Here is a 14,446-nt window from a genome sequence, read left to right as displayed (position 1 = left end):
AAGGACGCCATGCGCGCCCAGTTCGTCCTGTCGGAGATCGGCGTCGGTCTCCGCCGCAACCTCACGATGACCTTCGCCGTCGTCGTCTCCGTCGCCCTCTCGCTCGCCCTGTTCGGCGGCGCGCTGCTGATGCGCGAACAGGTCAGCACGATGAAGGACTACTGGTACGACAAGGTCAATGTCTCGATCTTCCTCTGCAGCAAGAGCGACGCGGAGTCGGTGCCGAAGTGCGCCAAGGGTGCCGTCACCAAGGAGCAGAAGGAGCAGATCGAGGGCGACCTCAAGAAGATGGAGGCCGTCCAGACGGTCACCTACGAGTCGGCCGACCAGGCGTACAAGCACTACCAGGACCAGTTCGGCGATTCGCCGATGGCCGGCAACATCACGCCGGACCAGATGCAGGAGTCGTTCCGGGTCAAGCTCCACGACCCGAAGAAGTACAAGGTCGTCGCCACCGCCTTCGCCGGACGTGACGGGGTGCAGTCCGTCCAGGACCAGAGAGGGATCCTGGACAACCTCTTCGGCCTGATGAACGGCATGAATGTGGCCGCGCTCTTCGTGATGGCGCTGATGCTGGTCATTGCGCTGATGCTGATCGTGAACACCGTCCGGGTCTCGGCGTTCAGCCGGCGCCGCGAAACGGGCATCATGCGGCTCGTCGGCGCCTCCGGCTTCTACATCCAGATGCCGTTCATCATGGAGGCCGCGTTCGCCGGTCTCATCGGTGGCGTCCTCGCCTGCGTCATGCTGCTGGCCGGGCGGTACTTCCTGATCGACGGCGGACTGGCGCTCCAGTCGAAGCTCAACCTGATCGACTTCATCGGCTGGGACGCGGTCTTCACCAAGCTGCCCCTGGTCCTCGCGATCGGTCTGCTGATGCCGGCCGTTGCCGCGCTCTTCGCGCTCCGCAAGTACCTCAAGGTGTGACATGCGCCCCGTGGGGCGTGCGGTCAACCGGCCGTGCGCCCTCGGGGCGTTGTCCTAGACTCATCGCCATGTCGGGCCCTACGCATCGTCTCCGGCCCCGCGGCTTCGGCCGCGGGGCGGCCCTGACATTGGTCTTCGCGAGCGTCCTCGCCACGGCGGCGGCCACCGGGTCGCTGCCGCAGGGTGACGAGAGTGCTGCTGCGATAAAGGCCCGTTCCGTCGCCTCCACCGTCGACCGCGACGAGATCGCCGCCGCAGCGGCCGAGGCGGTGGCCGACGGCAAGTCGAGCACGGAGGCGGCCGAGGAGGTCGTCAGCCGCAGCGGGGACCGCTGGGGCGCGGTGTACGACGAGCGGGAGTACGAGGAGTTCGAGCAGGCCCTCGACGGCTCCTACACGGGCGTCGGTCTGGCCGCGAAGCGCTCCGCCGACGGACTGGTCGCGGTGGCCCGGGTCCAGCCCGGCGGCCCCGCCCGCCTGGCCGGCATCGAGCCCGGCGATCTGCTCCGTACGGTCGACGGCCGCCGGATCGACCGGCGCCCCGTCTCCGAGGTGGTCGCCCTGCTGCGCGGGGACCGTACGAGCGCTGCCGTGGGCACCACCGTCGTGCTGAAGGTCCAGCGCGGCGTCACCGGCCCGACCAGGACACTGACGCTGACCCGGGCCCGGCTCACCACCGAGGCCGTCACGGTCCGCAGGATCGGGGCGAAGCAGCTCGGATCGGACCGCTCCGATTCCTCCGGAGCCGTGCTGATCAAGGTCGACTCGTTCCCCAAGGGCTCGGGGGCCAGGATCCGCGACGCGGTCCGGGACGCACCGGCGGGCGCCGGGGTGCTGCTCGATCTCCGGGGCAACTCCGGAGGGCTGGTCGCCGAGGCGGCGGTCGCCGCCTCCGGATTCCTCGATGGCGGACTGGTCGCCACGTATGACGTGCACGGCGCGCAGCGCGCCCTCTACGCCACGCGGGGCGGTGACACGGTCCGCCCGGTCGTCGTCCTCGTCGACGGCGGCACCATGAGCGCGGCCGAGCTGCTGACCGGAGCCCTCCAGGACCGGGGCCGTGCCGTCACCGTCGGCTCGCGCACCTTCGGCAAGGGGTCCGTGCAGATGCCCAGCAAGCTCCCCGGCGGCTCGGTGGCCGAGCTGACCGTCGGCCACTACCGCACCCCGGCGGGCCGCAGCGTCGACGGCCGCGGCATCACTCCGGACCTCGTGGTCTCCTCGCGGGCCCTCCAGAGGGCAGAGACAGTATTGAGTGGCCTCGGGGGCGGGTCGTAGTGCGAAAATGGCTGCACTATGGCTAAGGAAAAGGACACAGGGCGCAAGCTCATCGCGCAGAACAAGAAGGCGCGGCACGACTACCACATCCTCGACACCTACGAGTGCGGTCTCGTACTGATGGGCACCGAGGTCAAGTCGCTGCGGCTGGGCCGGGCCTCGCTGGTGGACGGCTTCGTCCAGATCGACCGGAACGAGGCGTGGCTGCACAACGTGCACGTCCCCGAGTATGTGCAGGGGACCTGGACCAACCACTCCGCCAAGCGCAAGCGCAAGCTGCTGATGCACCGGGCCGAGATCGACAAGCTGGAGTCGAAGTCGCAGGAGACGGGGCACACGATCGTGCCGCTCGCGCTGTACTTCAAGGACGGCCGGGTCAAGGTCGAGATCGCGCTCGCCAAGGGCAAGAAGGAGTACGACAAGCGGCAGACGCTGCGCGAGAAGCAGGACCTGCGCGAGACGAACCGTGCGATCTCGGCGGCCCGGCGGCGGCAGCGGAGCGCCTGAGCGGGGCCCGCCGGGAATAGGCTGGCACCGTCGCACGTTGGTCACGTACGATGGCACTGCACTCCACAGCGGGTGCGCGCATTTGAAAAAACAACATGGGGATGATCGGTTTCGACAGCGGATGTCGAAGCAGGGGAAGCGTGTCGAGGAAGCGGCAATGATCTCGTAAACCATATGTCGCAACCAATAATCGCCAACACCAAGCGCGATTCCTTCGCCCTCGCTGCCTAAGTAGCGACTTGCGAAGTGTCAGCCCGGGGGTGATCCCGACCCGGATCCTGGCATCATCAAGGGATCTAAACTTCTAGGCCCGGTCACGGGGCCTGGAAGGAAATCAAACAGTGGCTGAGCCCGTCGGAGACTTGTTCGCGTGATTTCCGGGGCTGAGAAAAGCGCAGCGAACTGCACACGGAGAAGCCCTGGTTCTGCACCGTTGGACGCGGGTTCGATTCCCGCCATCTCCACAATTCCCATGTGAACGAGGACCCCGTTGCCCACCGGCAGCGGGGTCCTCGTTCTGTGTGCGGGTTCGGCGTCCTCGCGCCGGTGCGGGTCAGTCGCCGTTGCCGCGCACACGGATCCCGGCCGCCGCCACCGCGAGCGCCAGCCCCGCCGCGCACCCCGGCACCACGTACGCCGTGACCGTCCCGGCGTGCTCCACCATCCAGCCGCCGGTCGCCGAACCGGCCGCTATTCCGCCCAGCAGCGCGGTGACGGAGAGCGTCATGCCCTCGTTCAACTGGCCCTCGGGGGTCAGCCGTTGCACCAGCGTCATCCCGGTGACCATCGTCGGCGCCGTCGCCGCGCCGGCCAGCAGCAGACTGCCGGCCAGCACGAGCAGCGAATCGGTCGAGGAGGCGGCGAGCAGCGGCAGGGACATCAGCGCCGCCATCCCCGCCAGACACCACAGGAGCCGCAGCCGGATGTCCACGGCCGGGCGCAGCGACCCGTACAGGAGTCCCGCCACGCACGAGCCGCCCGCCTGGAGTGCCAGGATCGCGCCCCCGGCGTGCGCGATCGTGACGACCTCCATGGCGCCGAAGACCGCGCCGGTGGCGAGAAAGACGGCGAGCAGTGCGGGCATTCCCCGGGTGCGCAGCGGGGAGCCCGCCCGTGTGACGGGCGCCACCGGGGGTTCGGTGGCGCGCTGAGCGGCGAAGATCAGCACACCCGTCATCAGCAGCACCGCACCGACGAGCGTTCCGGCCTCCGGGAAGAGCGCTGCGCACAGGAACGCGGCGAGGGCGGGGCCGAGCATGAAGCACAGCTCGTCCGCGGCCTGTTCGAAGGAGTTCGCGGTGTGCAGGGCGGCCGGGTCGCCGCGGTGCAGATGGGCCCACCGGGCACGCGACATGCCGCCGGTGTTGGGGGTGGTGGCGGTCGCGGCATAGGCGGCGAAGAGCGTCCAGTCCGGGGCGTCGTAGTGCACACACAGCAGCAGCGCGAGCGAGCCGAGTACGGCGATCGCGGTGGCGGGCACGGCGATCCGGGCCTGGCCGTACCGGTCGACGAGCCGGGCCGTCCAGGGTGCGACCACGGCGGTCGCGGCGAGCCCGGTCGCGGTGACCGCCCCGGCCAGGGCGTACGAACCGCGCGACCCGGCGATCATGATGACCGCGCTGACGCTGAACATGCCCATCGGCAGCCGGGCGATCAGATTGCCCACCGTGAAGGCACGGGCGCCGGGGGTGGTGAGCAGCCGGCGGTACGGGTTGGTGGAGGTGCGGCGGACCGGAGCGCCGGTCCGCGGGGCGATCACCAGCATGTCTCCGGAGACGGCATGCAGGGGCGTGGTGGGAGTGTCGTACGGCATGGCTCAACCCTCGCGGTGGCCGGCCCGTGCGGTCCAACACCTGCTCCGCGCCCATTCACGCACCTGTGTTGTAAATTCGGCCCGTGACCTCCTCCGATATCGATCCGCGGCTGCTGCGCGCCTTCGTCGCCGTCGCCGAGGAGTTGCACTTCACCCGTGCCGCCGCCCGGCTCTACCTGGCCCAGCAGGCGCTCAGCCGGGACATCCGCCGGCTGGAGCGCGAGCTCGGTGCGGAGCTGTTCGTACGGAGCACCCGCCAGGTCTCCCTCTCACCCGACGGCGAACGGCTGCTGCCGCACGCCCGCCGGGTGATCGCCGCCCACGACGAGCTCCGCGCCGCCTGGGCGGTGCAGACGCGCCCGCTGCTGGTCGACGTCAGCGTCCCGATCGGGACGGGGCACCGGCTGCTCGGGCTGGCCCGCGACGAGGCGCCGGGAGTGGAGTTCGTGGCGCGCTATCTGAGCGGGTTGACGGGGGCGGCGGCGGAGATCCTGGCCGGGCGGCTCGATGTCTCCTTCGGCCGGGTCGCGGGGCTGGATCCGGCAGTACGGGCGGGGCTGTCGCATCAGCCGGTCTGCTTCGAACGGCTGACCGTCCTGTTGCGCGACGACCATCCGCTGGCCTCGCTCGACCGGGTCCCGATGGGTGCGCTGGCGGGGGAGCGGCTGTACGCGGCGGCGGGCAACCCGGCCACGGCGGAGTGGACCGACCTCGCGGAGCGGCTCTTCGCGGGGCGGGGGATCGAACTGGTGGCCCCCTTCCCCGAGATCGTGGGGGAGGAGGAGTTCGTCCGGGTGGTGCGGAAGCAGGGCTGGTCGGTGCTGGCGAGCACCGAGTTCATCGAGGTGCCGGGGATGGTCGTACGGCCGCTGGTCGACCCCGTACCGCTGTCACCGGTGTCGCTGGTGTGGCGCAAGGGGCTGAAACACCCGGGGGTGGACGCGCTGCGGCGGGTCGCGGCGGGGGTGACGGCGGCGGAACGCGGGCTGGAGGTACCCGCCGGGAGCTGGCTTCCCGAGGGCGATCTGGCGCTGATGTCGCAGGCCTGAAGGGGGGCCGGAGACGGCTCAGCGGGCCGGGCGGCGGCCCGGACGGCCGCCGGAGAGCGCGAGGCCGGCCAGTCCGGCGACGAGCACCACGAACGGGACCGCGGACACCACCGATCCCGCGTCCGTGATGCGCTCACGCAGCGAGGGGACCTGGGCCAGGGTGAAGAGGCCGATGCCGACCATGCCGATTCCCCAGGCCCGGGGGCGTGCCACGTGACCGGACAGCCACGGCGGGAGCCATCCGAGGGCAGCCGCGACGCAGCCGGACAAGGTGGCCGCGAGGCCGACCGTGATGAGGGCGACCGACATGCCGTTCTCGATTCTTGTGAAGTGCCCACACGATAGGAACATTCGTCCGGGTGGAGGGGCCGATCGGCTGATTGTCGGCCGACGATCCGTCAACTCCGGAACGCGCGAACGTGGGTCGGACGTGCAGTTACGGACCTGCCACCCGGTCGCAGGCCGTGTGGGACCGGTGTATCCGGCAGCTTGAGTATCACTCGTTCAGGGCTATTTTCGTCAGCTTTGTGCGCTAGGTTCATCCTCCGGGTGCAAGGTGCTGAGGGGTGCGCGGACCGGGTGGGGGCCCGGTCTGCCGGTACGGGACCGGCTCAAACGCGTGCACCCGTCTGTCTGAGTGGGGGATGTGCCTACACCTGTGGAAAATTGGCGTGAAGGTGCCCGGTCCGGGCACACGCACGAGTGGAACGACGTCACTGTCCAACTCGACGGTCTCGGACGTCAGCTCTCCGAGCTCCCGGCCGAACCGGGAGCCCCCGAGGGCTCCGACGGTCCGGTCTTCGTCGATGAGAGCGGCCGGCGCAGCAAGACGTTCAGGCGTCTGGGCTGGGTCCTTGCCGCGGTCTGCGCCTGTTACGCGGTGACGCTGGTCGTCGCCCTGCTCGGCGGTAATTCCACTGCGCCGTGGCTGCCGCTCTCCGGCCAGAAACAGCACAAGAAGGCGAACGAGGTCCGGACGCCACCCACTCCGTCGGGCAGCGCGGGCACGGTCGTGCCGGTGGGTGCGGCACCGGGAGCCACGGCGGCGGATCCGGCGGTCGACATCCGCGCGAAGCCTTCGGGCAGCGCCGGATCCGGTTCCCCGTCCGCGTCCGCCTCCGGCAAGGCCCCGTCGAAGCCCACTGCGGGCGCCACCCACACGGGTGACACCGCCGGCGGCGGCGGCACGAAGCCCACCCCGGCGACGTCGGCCCCCGAGCCGTCCGCAGCCACATCGACGCCGCCCGTCGATCCCGGTCCCACGCAGACGCCCACCTCGCCCGTCGAGTCCCCGGATCCGCCCGCGCAAGAGCAAGAAGGCACTCACTAAATGACCACCCCCGCCTCGCGGGGCAGGCACAACCGACAGAAGCGGAACCGGCGGCGCAGGCTTCCCATGCGCTATCTGCTGCCGTCCGTGTTCCTCGTTGCCCTGCTCGCCATGCTGATGCTGCGCGGTTACGTGCACAGCGAAATCCTCGCCGACCACCGCATTCAGGCCCCGGCGCCGACGGACCGCGTGCCCGACAAGATCCTCGACGGCGGTCCGGTCATCGATGCCCGGAGCACCACCGGGCCCGCCAAGTCGCTGAGCGTCCCCGATCACCGGATCGTGCTGACCTTCGACGACGGCCCCGACCCGGTGTGGACCCCGCAGGTCCTCGACGAGCTGAAGAAGTACGACGCGCACGGCGTCTTCTTCGTCACCGGAACGATGGCATCGCGCTACCCCGGACTCGTCCACCGCATGGTCGAGGAGGGGCACGAGGTCGGGCTGCACACCTTCGACCACCCCGATCTCTCCTACCAGTCCCACTCCCGTATCGACTGGGAGCTGTCCCAGAACCAGCTGGTGCTGGCGGGTGCGGCAGGTATCCGTACGTCCTTGTTCCGGCCGCCGTACTCGTCGTTCGCCGACGCGATGGACAACAAGTCCTGGCCGGTCACCCAGTACGTCGGCACGCGCGGCTATCTCACCGTCGTCAACAACACCGACAGCGAGGACTGGAAGCGCCCCGGCGTCCCCGCGATCATCGAACGGGCCACGCCCAAGGGCGGCAAGGGCGCCGTCATCCTGATGCACGACTCCGGTGGCGACCGGTCCCAGACCGTGGCCGCGCTCGGCGAGTTCCTCCCGCGGATGCAGCAGCAGGGCTACACGTTCACCAACCTCACCACCGCTCTCGGTGCCCCCAGCGCGCACACCCCCGTGACCGGGTTCGCGCTGTGGAAGGGCAGGGCGTTCGTGTACGCCGTCGACCTCTCGGAGCACCTCACCGACGTGCTGGTGACCGGGCTCGCCGTCATCGGGGTGCTCGTCCTCGCCCGCTTCGGCCTGATGCTGCTGCTGTCCTTCCTGCACGCCCGGAAGGTCCGAGGGCGGGACTTCGGCCGGGGACCCGCTTTCACCCGCCCCGTCTCGGTGCTGGTGCCCGCGTACAACGAACGCGAGTGCATCGCCAACACCGTGCGCTCCCTGGTGGCGAGCGACCACCCCGTCGAGATCATCGTCATCGACGACGGCTCCACGGACGGCACGGCGGACATCGTCGATGCGCTGCGACTGCCGAACGTCCGCGTCATCCGCCAGCGCAACGCCGGAAAGCCCGCCGCCCTCAACACCGGCATCGCACACGCCCGTCACGAGATCGTCGTGATGATGGACGGCGACACGGTCTTCGAACCCGCCACCGTCCGCGAACTCGTCCAGCCGTTCGCCGACCCGGAGGTGGGCGCCGTCGCCGGGAACGCCAAGGTCGGCAACCGCGACTCGTTGATCGGCGCCTGGCAGCACATCGAGTACGTGATGGGCTTCAACCTCGACCGCCGGATGTACGACATGCTGCGCTGCATGCCGACCATCCCCGGCGCGGTCGGGGCCTTCCGTCGCGACGCGTTGGACCGGATCGGCGGCATGAGCGACGACACCCTCGCCGAGGACACCGACGTCACGATGGCGCTGCACCGTGACGGCTGGCGGGTGGTCTACGCGGAAGACGCCCGCGCCTGGACCGAGGCGCCGGAGACCGTGCAGCAGCTGTGGTCGCAGCGGTACCGGTGGTCGTACGGCACCATGCAGGCGATCTGGAAGCACCGCCGTGCCGTCATCGAACGCGGACCGTCCGGCCGCTTCGGGCGCGTCGGCCTGCCGTTCGTCGCCCTGTTCATGGTGGTCGCCCCGCTGCTCGCGCCCCTCATCGACGTCTTCCTGCTGTACGGGTTGGCCTTCGGCCCCACCCAGAAGACCGTCGTCGCCTGGCTCGGCGTCCTCGCGGTGCAGGCCGTCTGCGCCGCGTACGCCTTCCGGCTCGACCGGGAACGCATGTCGCATCTGATCTCGCTGCCCCTCCAGCAGATCCTCTACCGGCAGCTCATGTATGTGGTGCTGCTCCAGTCCTGGATCACCGCACTCACCGGCGGCCGGCTGCGCTGGCAGAAGCTGCGCCGTACCGGAGTGGTGGAGGCACCCGGCGTGGTGGTGAGACAGGGCAGGCGTGTCAACGATCGGAGGCCCGTCGCATGACGAGCGGCTATACCCCGGCGGTCCCGCCGCCCCACCCGGTCCCGGCACCTGTGCCGGGACAGTCCGTCGCACCGTCGTCGGAGACCGCCGCCCCGCCCGCCCCGAAGAGGCCGGGCCGCGACCGCTATCTCGACCTGCTGCGCGCCGTCGCCCTCGTCCGTGTCGTCGTCTTCCACATCTTCGGCTGGGCCTGGCTGACGGTCGTGTTCCCCTCCATGGGCGTCATGTTCGCCCTCGCGGGTTCGTTGATGGCACGCTCGCTGGACCGCCCCGCCCCGGCTGTCGTCCGCGCCCGGCTCCGCCGTCTGCTGCCCCCGATGTGGGCGTTCGCCGCGGTCGTCGTCCCGGTCATGTTCGCCCTCGGCTGGAAGCCCCTGAAGGAGGAGGGCATCTGGTGGTTCATCAAGCTGGGCTGCTACCTCCTTCCGGTCGGCGCCCCGCCGTATCCCTGGGAGAGCGGATCGGCGGGCGGCTTCCTGGAGGTGTCCTGGGCGGACCAGGCCGTCGGCCCGCTCTGGTACATCCGGGCCTACCTCTGGTTCGTGCTCGCCTCGCCGCTGCTGCTGAAGGCCTTCCGCAGGATGCCCTGGCCGACACTGCTCGCCCCGCTCGGCCTCACCGCCGTGGTCGGCACCGGACTGGTCACCGTCCCCGGGGAGACCGGCGAGGGGCTCGTCGACTTCGCGGTGTTCGGCTCCTGCTGGATTCTCGGCTTCGCCCATCACGACGGGCTGCTGAAGAAGATCCCGCGCTATCTGGCGGTCTCGCTCGCCGCCTTCGTGATGGCGTTCGGACTGTGGTGGGCGTCGGCGCATCTGACGGAGGAGGGCTGGAATCTCGACGAGATCCCGCTGGCCCAGGCGACCTGGTCGCTCGGCTTCTGCGCGATCCTGCTCCAGTACGCACCGTCCTGGCAGCAGCTCCCCGGCAGGCTGGCCCGCCTGGACAGCGTGATCACCCTCGCCAACAACCGCGCGGTGACGATCTACCTCTGGCACAACGTGCTGATCATGGCGACCTCGCCGCTCATCGACCAGTTGTGGACCGTCCCCTGGGTCGGTGACCACCTCGGTACGTACATCAGCTCCTCGTACGCGGAACTGATGCTGGTCCTGGTCTGGCCGCTGCTGGCGCTGATGATCCTCGCGGTCGGCTGGGTCGAGGACGCCGCGGCGAGGCGCAGCCCCCGGCTGTGGCCGACGGGTGCGTCCAGGAGGCCGAGGAACGCACCGGCCCCGCAGTGACCGGCCCCATCCTCACCGGGCCGCCGCCGGTCCGGTGAGAGCAAGGTTGCCCACCGGTCACCTCGCGGCACCGCACCGAAACGCACGCTCCCTAGCGTCGAGTCGGACGACCCGACACCCGTGGAACGTGAACCGTGGAGGCATGATGGCCGGCAGGTGGATCGAGCAGTGGGAGCCGGAGGACGAGACCTTCTGGCAGGAGAAGGGCGAGCGGATCGCCCGCCGGAATCTGTGGTTCTCCGTGCTCTCCGAGCACATCGGGTTCTCGATCTGGAGCCTGTGGTCGGTGATGGTCCTGTTCATGGGGCCGGAGTACGGGGTCGACCCGGCCGGGAAGTTCTTCCTGATCTCGACGGCGACCCTGGTCGGGGCCGTGGTCCGGGTTCCGTACACGTTCGCCGTCGCCAGGTTCGGGGGGCGGAACTGGACGGTGTTCAGCGCCCTGACCCTTCTGGTGCCGACCGTCGCCGCGTTCCTCGCGATGAAGCCCGGGACCTCGTACACCACCTTCCTCGTGGTGGCAGCGCTCGCCGGCATCGGCGGCGGGAACTTCGCCTCCTCCATGACGAACATCAACGCGTTCTTCCCGCTCCGCAAGAAGGGCTGGGCGCTCGGGCTCAACGCGGGCGGCGGCAACATCGGCGTCCCCGTCGTGCAGCTCGTCGGGCTGCTGGTGATCGGCGCCGCCGGCGCCACCCACCCGCGGATCGTGCTCGCCGTGTACGTCCCGCTGATCGTCGTCGCCGCCCTGTGCGCCGCGTCCTTCATGGACAACCTGACCCCCGTGCAGAACGACACCGGCGCGGCCAAGGACGCCGTCCGCGACCCGCACACCTGGATCATGTCGATGCTCTACATCGGCACCTTCGGCTCCTTCATCGGCTACAGCTTCGCCTTCGGACTCGTCCTGCAGACCCAGTTCGGCCGGACCCCGCTGCAGGCCGCCTCGCTCACCTTCATCGGGCCGCTCCTCGGCTCGCTGATCCGGCCCGCGGGAGGGTGGCTCGCCGACCGGTACGGCGGCGCCCGGATCACTCTGTGGAACTTCGCCGCGATGGCCGCCGCGACCGGCGTCGTCGTGTACGCGTCCGGCATCGCGTCGCTCACCGTGTTCCTCGTCGGGTTCATCGCGCTGTTCGTCCTCACCGGGCTGGGCAACGGATCGACATACAAGATGATCCCCGGCATCTTCCACGCCAAGGCGATCGCCCAGGGGCTGCGCGGCGAGGAGGCCGCCGCATACGGGCGACGGCTCTCCGGAGCCGCCATGGGGCTCATCGGGGCAGTCGGCGCGCTCGGCGGGCTCGCCATCAACCTCGCGTTCCGGCAGTCCTTCCAGACCGCGGGCACAGGTACGGCGGCCTTCTGGTCCTTCCTCGTCTTCTACGGGCTGTGCTTCACGGTCACGTGGGCGGTATACCTTCGCCGCGCCGCCGCGGTCCCCGCGACGCCGCAGCTCAGCTACGCGGAGGTGTGATCGTGACCGTTCGGCGTCGTGTGACGTAACGGGCGGGAAATATGGGGGAACCGAGCCTGTCACGCATCGTTGGCAGGCTCGGTTCTCCGCATCATGGAGCAGCAGCGGGACGAGAGCCGGGTAGACCACATGCGCGACGACGAACAGCAAGGACCCCTCGCGGGGTTCACGGTCGGAGTGACCGCCGCACGACGGGCGGAGGAACTGGGCACCCTGTTGGAGCGACGGGGAGCCACCGTCCTGCACGCGCCCGCCCTGCGGATCGTGCCGCTCGCCGACGACAGCGAACTCCTCGCCGCCACCAAGAAACTCATCGACCAGGTCCCCGACGTCGTCGTCGCCACCACCGCGATCGGCTTCCGGGGCTGGATCGAGGCCGCCGACGGCTGGGGCATCGGCGACCAGCTGCTGGACCGGCTGCGCGGCGTCGAACTGCTGGCCCGCGGACCGAAGGTCAAGGGCGCCGTCCGGGCCGCCGGGCTCACCGAGGCCTGGTCGCCCGGGTCCGAGTCCATGGCCGAAGTCCTGGACAGGCTCCTCGGCGAGGGCGTCGAGGGCCGCCGCATCGCCCTGCAACTGCACGGCGAACCGCTGCCCGGCTTTGTCGAGTCGCTTCGGGCGGGCGGCGCCGAAGTCGTCGGCGTACCCGTCTACCGCTGGATGGAACCCGAGGACCTCACCCCGCTCGACCGGCTGCTCGACATCACCGCCGCCCGCGGCCTGGACGCTCTCACGTTCACCAGCGCCCCCGCCGCCGCCTCGTTCCTGAGCCGGGCCGAGAAGCGCGGGCTGCTCCCGGAGATCCTGAGCGCCCTGCAGGGCGACGTCGTCTCGGCCTGCGTCGGCCCGGTCACCGCACTGCCGCTGCAGGCCCGCGGCATCGAAACCATCCAGCCCGAACGCTTCCGGCTGGGCCCGCTCGTCCAGCTGCTCTGCCGTGAACTGCCGGGTGGGGCACGCACGTTGCCGATCGCCGGCCACCGGGTCGAGATCCGCGGTCATGCCGTCCTCGTCGACGACGAACTGCGCCCGGTGCCGCCCGCCGGAATGGCCCTGTTGCACACCCTGGCCCGCAGGCCCGGCTGGGTGGTGGCCCGCGCGGACCTGCTGCGCGCCCTGCCCGGCAGTGGTACGGACGAGCACGCCGTGGAGACGGCGATGGCCCGGCTGCGTACGGCACTCGGCGCGCCGCGGCTGATCCAGACGGTCGTCAAACGCGGCTACCGGCTGGCGCTGGACCCGGCGGCGGACGCCAAGTACGCGGACTCCTGAGGACGCCGGCGGGCCGTCAGGAACAGGGTGCGCAGGAGCAGGACGGCAACGGCGTACACCGCGTGCGCGGCGAGGATCCACCGGCGCGGGCCGGGCGAGCGCGTCGGAATCGCGCCGGGCTACCGTGCGGGGATGATCCATGACACCCACCGGCTCGACGCGGAGGTACGACTCCGTCCTGCCACCCTGGGCGACGCCGCCTCGCTCGCCGATTCGCTGACCCGCAGCCGTACGTACATGCAGCCCTGGGAACCCGTACGGCCCGACACCTTCTACACCGAGCAGGGGCAGCGGGAGCGCCTGGCCGTGAGACTGGCGGACCGCGAGGCGGGCCGGGTGATGTCCTGGGTGATCGCCGGTGCCGAGGACCGTGCGATCGGCGGTTTCACGCTCTCCAACATCGCGCTCGGGCCGTTCTGCAGCGCCGTGCTCGGCTACTGGGTCGATGTCACGTACGCCGGACGCGGTCTGGCCACCGCCGCCGTGCAGCGGATCTGCACCGTGGCCAGGGACGAGCTGCGGCTGCACCGGGTGGAGGCCGGGACCGTGCTCGACAATGTGGCATCCCAGCGGGTGCTCGCCAAGTGCGGCTTCGAGGTGTTCGGTACGGCTCCGCGCTATCTGCACATCAACGGCGAGTGGCGGGACCACCTGCTGTTCCAGCGAATCCTGCACGACGGCCCGCCGGCAGGCTGAGTTTGTCGGCCCGGCGTGCCCCGGCCCGGCGTGCCCCGGCCTACGCCGCGTGCCGGACGTGCAGATGCCCGTCGAGCGGCCACGGCGCGCGGGCCGGGAGGATCTCGGCGAAGGCGTATCCGCACTTGACCGCGACCCGGCACGAGGCCTTGTTGTCCTCCTGGTGGATCAGTTCGAGCCGTCGAAGGCCGTCCTCGGCGAAGGCGGTGAACGACCAGCCGGTGAGTGCTTCGACCGCCTGCGGGGCGATCCCGCGCCCGCGCGCCCATACAGCCGTCCAGTAGCCGACCTCGGCCGAACCGGATCCGGGGTGCGGGTACTTCAACACCACATTGCCGACCAGCTCGTCGCCCCGCTCCGTGTCGACGACGGCGAAGCTGAACCGGGTGCCGGTCTCCCGGCCCTCGGCCTGCACCCGCAGCCAGCGTTCCGCGTCCGCCTCGTCCGTCACGAAATGCCCCAGCCGGTTGCGCATCGTCGGATCGCGGTACGCCTCGACCAGCGCCGGCATGTCGTCCGGGCGCCAGGGCCGCAGCAGCAGGGTGCCGGCCGAGAAGGCGGCCGCGCGGAGATCGTTGCTCATGACCTCACCGTACGCGGGGAGTTCGGCGGCGGCCCGAGTGGCGGGAGGGGTTACGGGCCGGGCCGCCGAGGGGCACTC

The 14,446-nt window shown here is 70.4% G+C and carries 13 protein-coding genes and 1 other RNA gene; 11 read left to right on the top strand and 3 right to left on the bottom strand.

The window, feature by feature from the left end; all coding sequences use genetic code 11:
- Window positions 1–9 precede the first annotated feature (9 nt).
- From ftsX to ssrA, 4 genes are all read left to right on the top strand, one after another.
- Window positions 10–927 (top strand): permease-like cell division protein FtsX, encoded by a 918-nt coding sequence (gene ftsX, locus ACFU6I_RS19855; protein WP_384041673.1) that lies wholly within the window; start codon window positions 10–12, stop codon window positions 925–927.
- Window positions 928–995: 68 nt separating this feature from the next.
- Entirely contained in the window at window positions 996–2,204 is a 1,209-nt protein-coding gene (locus ACFU6I_RS19850; RefSeq protein ID WP_384368213.1) for a S41 family peptidase, read from the top strand.
- An 18-nt stretch (window positions 2,205–2,222) separates the two neighbouring features.
- Window positions 2,223–2,711, top strand: coding sequence for an SsrA-binding protein SmpB (smpB, locus tag ACFU6I_RS19845; protein ID WP_384368211.1), 489 nt, complete (start codon window positions 2,223–2,225; stop codon window positions 2,709–2,711).
- Window positions 2,712–2,808: 97 nt separating this feature from the next.
- Window positions 2,809–3,178, top strand: a transfer-messenger RNA (tmRNA) gene (gene ssrA / locus ACFU6I_RS19840).
- 86 nt (window positions 3,179–3,264) lie between these two features.
- On the opposite strand, the gene ACFU6I_RS19835 is transcribed toward ssrA, so the two are convergent.
- Window positions 3,265–4,524, bottom strand: coding sequence for an MFS transporter (locus ACFU6I_RS19835; RefSeq protein ID WP_384368209.1), 1,260 nt, complete (start codon window positions 4,522–4,524; stop codon window positions 3,265–3,267).
- Between the two features lie 83 nt (window positions 4,525–4,607).
- Here ACFU6I_RS19835 and ACFU6I_RS19830 point away from each other — a divergent pair, with 83 nt between their 5' ends.
- Window positions 4,608–5,573, top strand: coding sequence for a LysR family transcriptional regulator (locus ACFU6I_RS19830; protein ID WP_384368206.1), 966 nt, complete (start codon window positions 4,608–4,610; stop codon window positions 5,571–5,573).
- Window positions 5,574–5,591: 18 nt separating this feature from the next.
- On the opposite strand, the gene ACFU6I_RS19825 is transcribed toward ACFU6I_RS19830, so the two are convergent.
- A complete protein-coding gene (locus ACFU6I_RS19825; protein WP_384368203.1) occupies window positions 5,592–5,882 on the bottom strand; it encodes a hypothetical protein in 291 nt (96 codons plus the stop codon).
- Window positions 5,883–6,231: 349 nt separating this feature from the next.
- Between ACFU6I_RS19825 and ACFU6I_RS19820 the strand changes: the two genes are divergently transcribed.
- The 6 genes from ACFU6I_RS19820 to ACFU6I_RS19795 all read left to right on the top strand — a co-directional run bounded on the left by ACFU6I_RS19820 (window position 6,232) and on the right by ACFU6I_RS19795 (window position 13,785).
- Complete coding sequence (locus ACFU6I_RS19820) at window positions 6,232–6,903, top strand: hypothetical protein (protein ID WP_384368200.1); 672 nt, start codon at window positions 6,232–6,234, stop codon at window positions 6,901–6,903.
- A gap of 66 nt (window positions 6,904–6,969) precedes the next feature.
- Window positions 6,970–9,096: a bifunctional polysaccharide deacetylase/glycosyltransferase family 2 protein gene (locus ACFU6I_RS19815; protein WP_384368264.1), complete on the top strand. Its 2,127-nt coding sequence runs from the start codon at window positions 6,970–6,972 to the stop codon at window positions 9,094–9,096.
- Entirely contained in the window at window positions 9,093–10,340 is a 1,248-nt protein-coding gene (locus ACFU6I_RS19810) for an acyltransferase (protein ID WP_384368197.1), read from the top strand. The genes ACFU6I_RS19815 and ACFU6I_RS19810 overlap by 4 nt, the downstream gene beginning before the upstream one ends.
- Before the next feature lie 145 nt (window positions 10,341–10,485).
- Window positions 10,486–11,817 carry a nitrate/nitrite transporter gene (locus tag ACFU6I_RS19805; RefSeq protein ID WP_384368261.1) on the top strand — a complete coding sequence of 444 codons (1,332 nt, stop codon included), beginning with the start codon at window positions 10,486–10,488 and terminating at the stop codon, window positions 11,815–11,817.
- 93 nt (window positions 11,818–11,910) lie between these two features.
- Window positions 11,911–13,089 carry a uroporphyrinogen-III synthase gene (locus ACFU6I_RS19800; protein WP_384368194.1) on the top strand — a complete coding sequence of 393 codons (1,179 nt, stop codon included), beginning with the start codon at window positions 11,911–11,913 and terminating at the stop codon, window positions 13,087–13,089.
- 132 nt (window positions 13,090–13,221) lie between these two features.
- Window positions 13,222–13,785 (top strand): GNAT family N-acetyltransferase, encoded by a 564-nt coding sequence (locus ACFU6I_RS19795; protein ID WP_384368191.1) that lies wholly within the window; start codon window positions 13,222–13,224, stop codon window positions 13,783–13,785.
- Between the two features lie 40 nt (window positions 13,786–13,825).
- Here the strand turns inward: ACFU6I_RS19795 and ACFU6I_RS19790 are convergent, their stop codons facing one another.
- Window positions 13,826–14,368, bottom strand: a complete 543-nt coding sequence (locus tag ACFU6I_RS19790) for a GNAT family N-acetyltransferase (protein WP_384368188.1) — start codon at window positions 14,366–14,368, stop codon at window positions 13,826–13,828.
- Between the last annotated feature and the right edge of the window lie 78 nt (window positions 14,369–14,446).

The sequence above is a fragment of the Streptomyces sp. NPDC057486 genome (assembly GCF_042802415.1).
GTDB classification, from domain to species: domain Bacteria; phylum Actinomycetota; class Actinomycetes; order Streptomycetales; family Streptomycetaceae; genus Streptomyces; species Streptomyces yanii.
Note: the sequence above shows the minus strand (reverse complement) of the source record. Positions and strands in the feature narration are given on the sequence as shown.

Excerpts from the sequence above, each read along its gene's own strand:
- ACFU6I_RS19805 (WP_384368261.1), top strand. The coding sequence starts at position 10,486 with ATGGCCGGCAGGTGGATCGAGCAGTGGGAGCCGGAGGACGAGACCTTC.
- ACFU6I_RS19800 (WP_384368194.1), top strand. The coding sequence starts at position 11,911 with ATGGAGCAGCAGCGGGACGAGAGCCGGGTAGACCACATGCGCGACGAC.
- ftsX (WP_384041673.1), top strand. The coding sequence starts at position 10 with ATGCGCGCCCAGTTCGTCCTGTCGGAGATCGGCGTCGGTCTCCGCCGC.
- ACFU6I_RS19810 (WP_384368197.1), top strand. The coding sequence starts at position 9,093 with ATGACGAGCGGCTATACCCCGGCGGTCCCGCCGCCCCACCCGGTCCCG.
- smpB (WP_384368211.1), top strand. The coding sequence starts at position 2,223 with ATGGCTAAGGAAAAGGACACAGGGCGCAAGCTCATCGCGCAGAACAAG.
- ACFU6I_RS19815 (WP_384368264.1), top strand. The coding sequence starts at position 6,970 with ATGCGCTATCTGCTGCCGTCCGTGTTCCTCGTTGCCCTGCTCGCCATG.
- ACFU6I_RS19790 (WP_384368188.1), bottom strand. The coding sequence starts at position 14,368 with ATGAGCAACGATCTCCGCGCGGCCGCCTTCTCGGCCGGCACCCTGCTG.
- ACFU6I_RS19825 (WP_384368203.1), bottom strand. The coding sequence starts at position 5,882 with ATGTCGGTCGCCCTCATCACGGTCGGCCTCGCGGCCACCTTGTCCGGC.
- ACFU6I_RS19795 (WP_384368191.1), top strand. The coding sequence starts at position 13,222 with ATGATCCATGACACCCACCGGCTCGACGCGGAGGTACGACTCCGTCCT.
- ACFU6I_RS19835 (WP_384368209.1), bottom strand. The coding sequence starts at position 4,524 with ATGCCGTACGACACTCCCACCACGCCCCTGCATGCCGTCTCCGGAGAC.
- ACFU6I_RS19850 (WP_384368213.1), top strand. The coding sequence starts at position 996 with ATGTCGGGCCCTACGCATCGTCTCCGGCCCCGCGGCTTCGGCCGCGGG.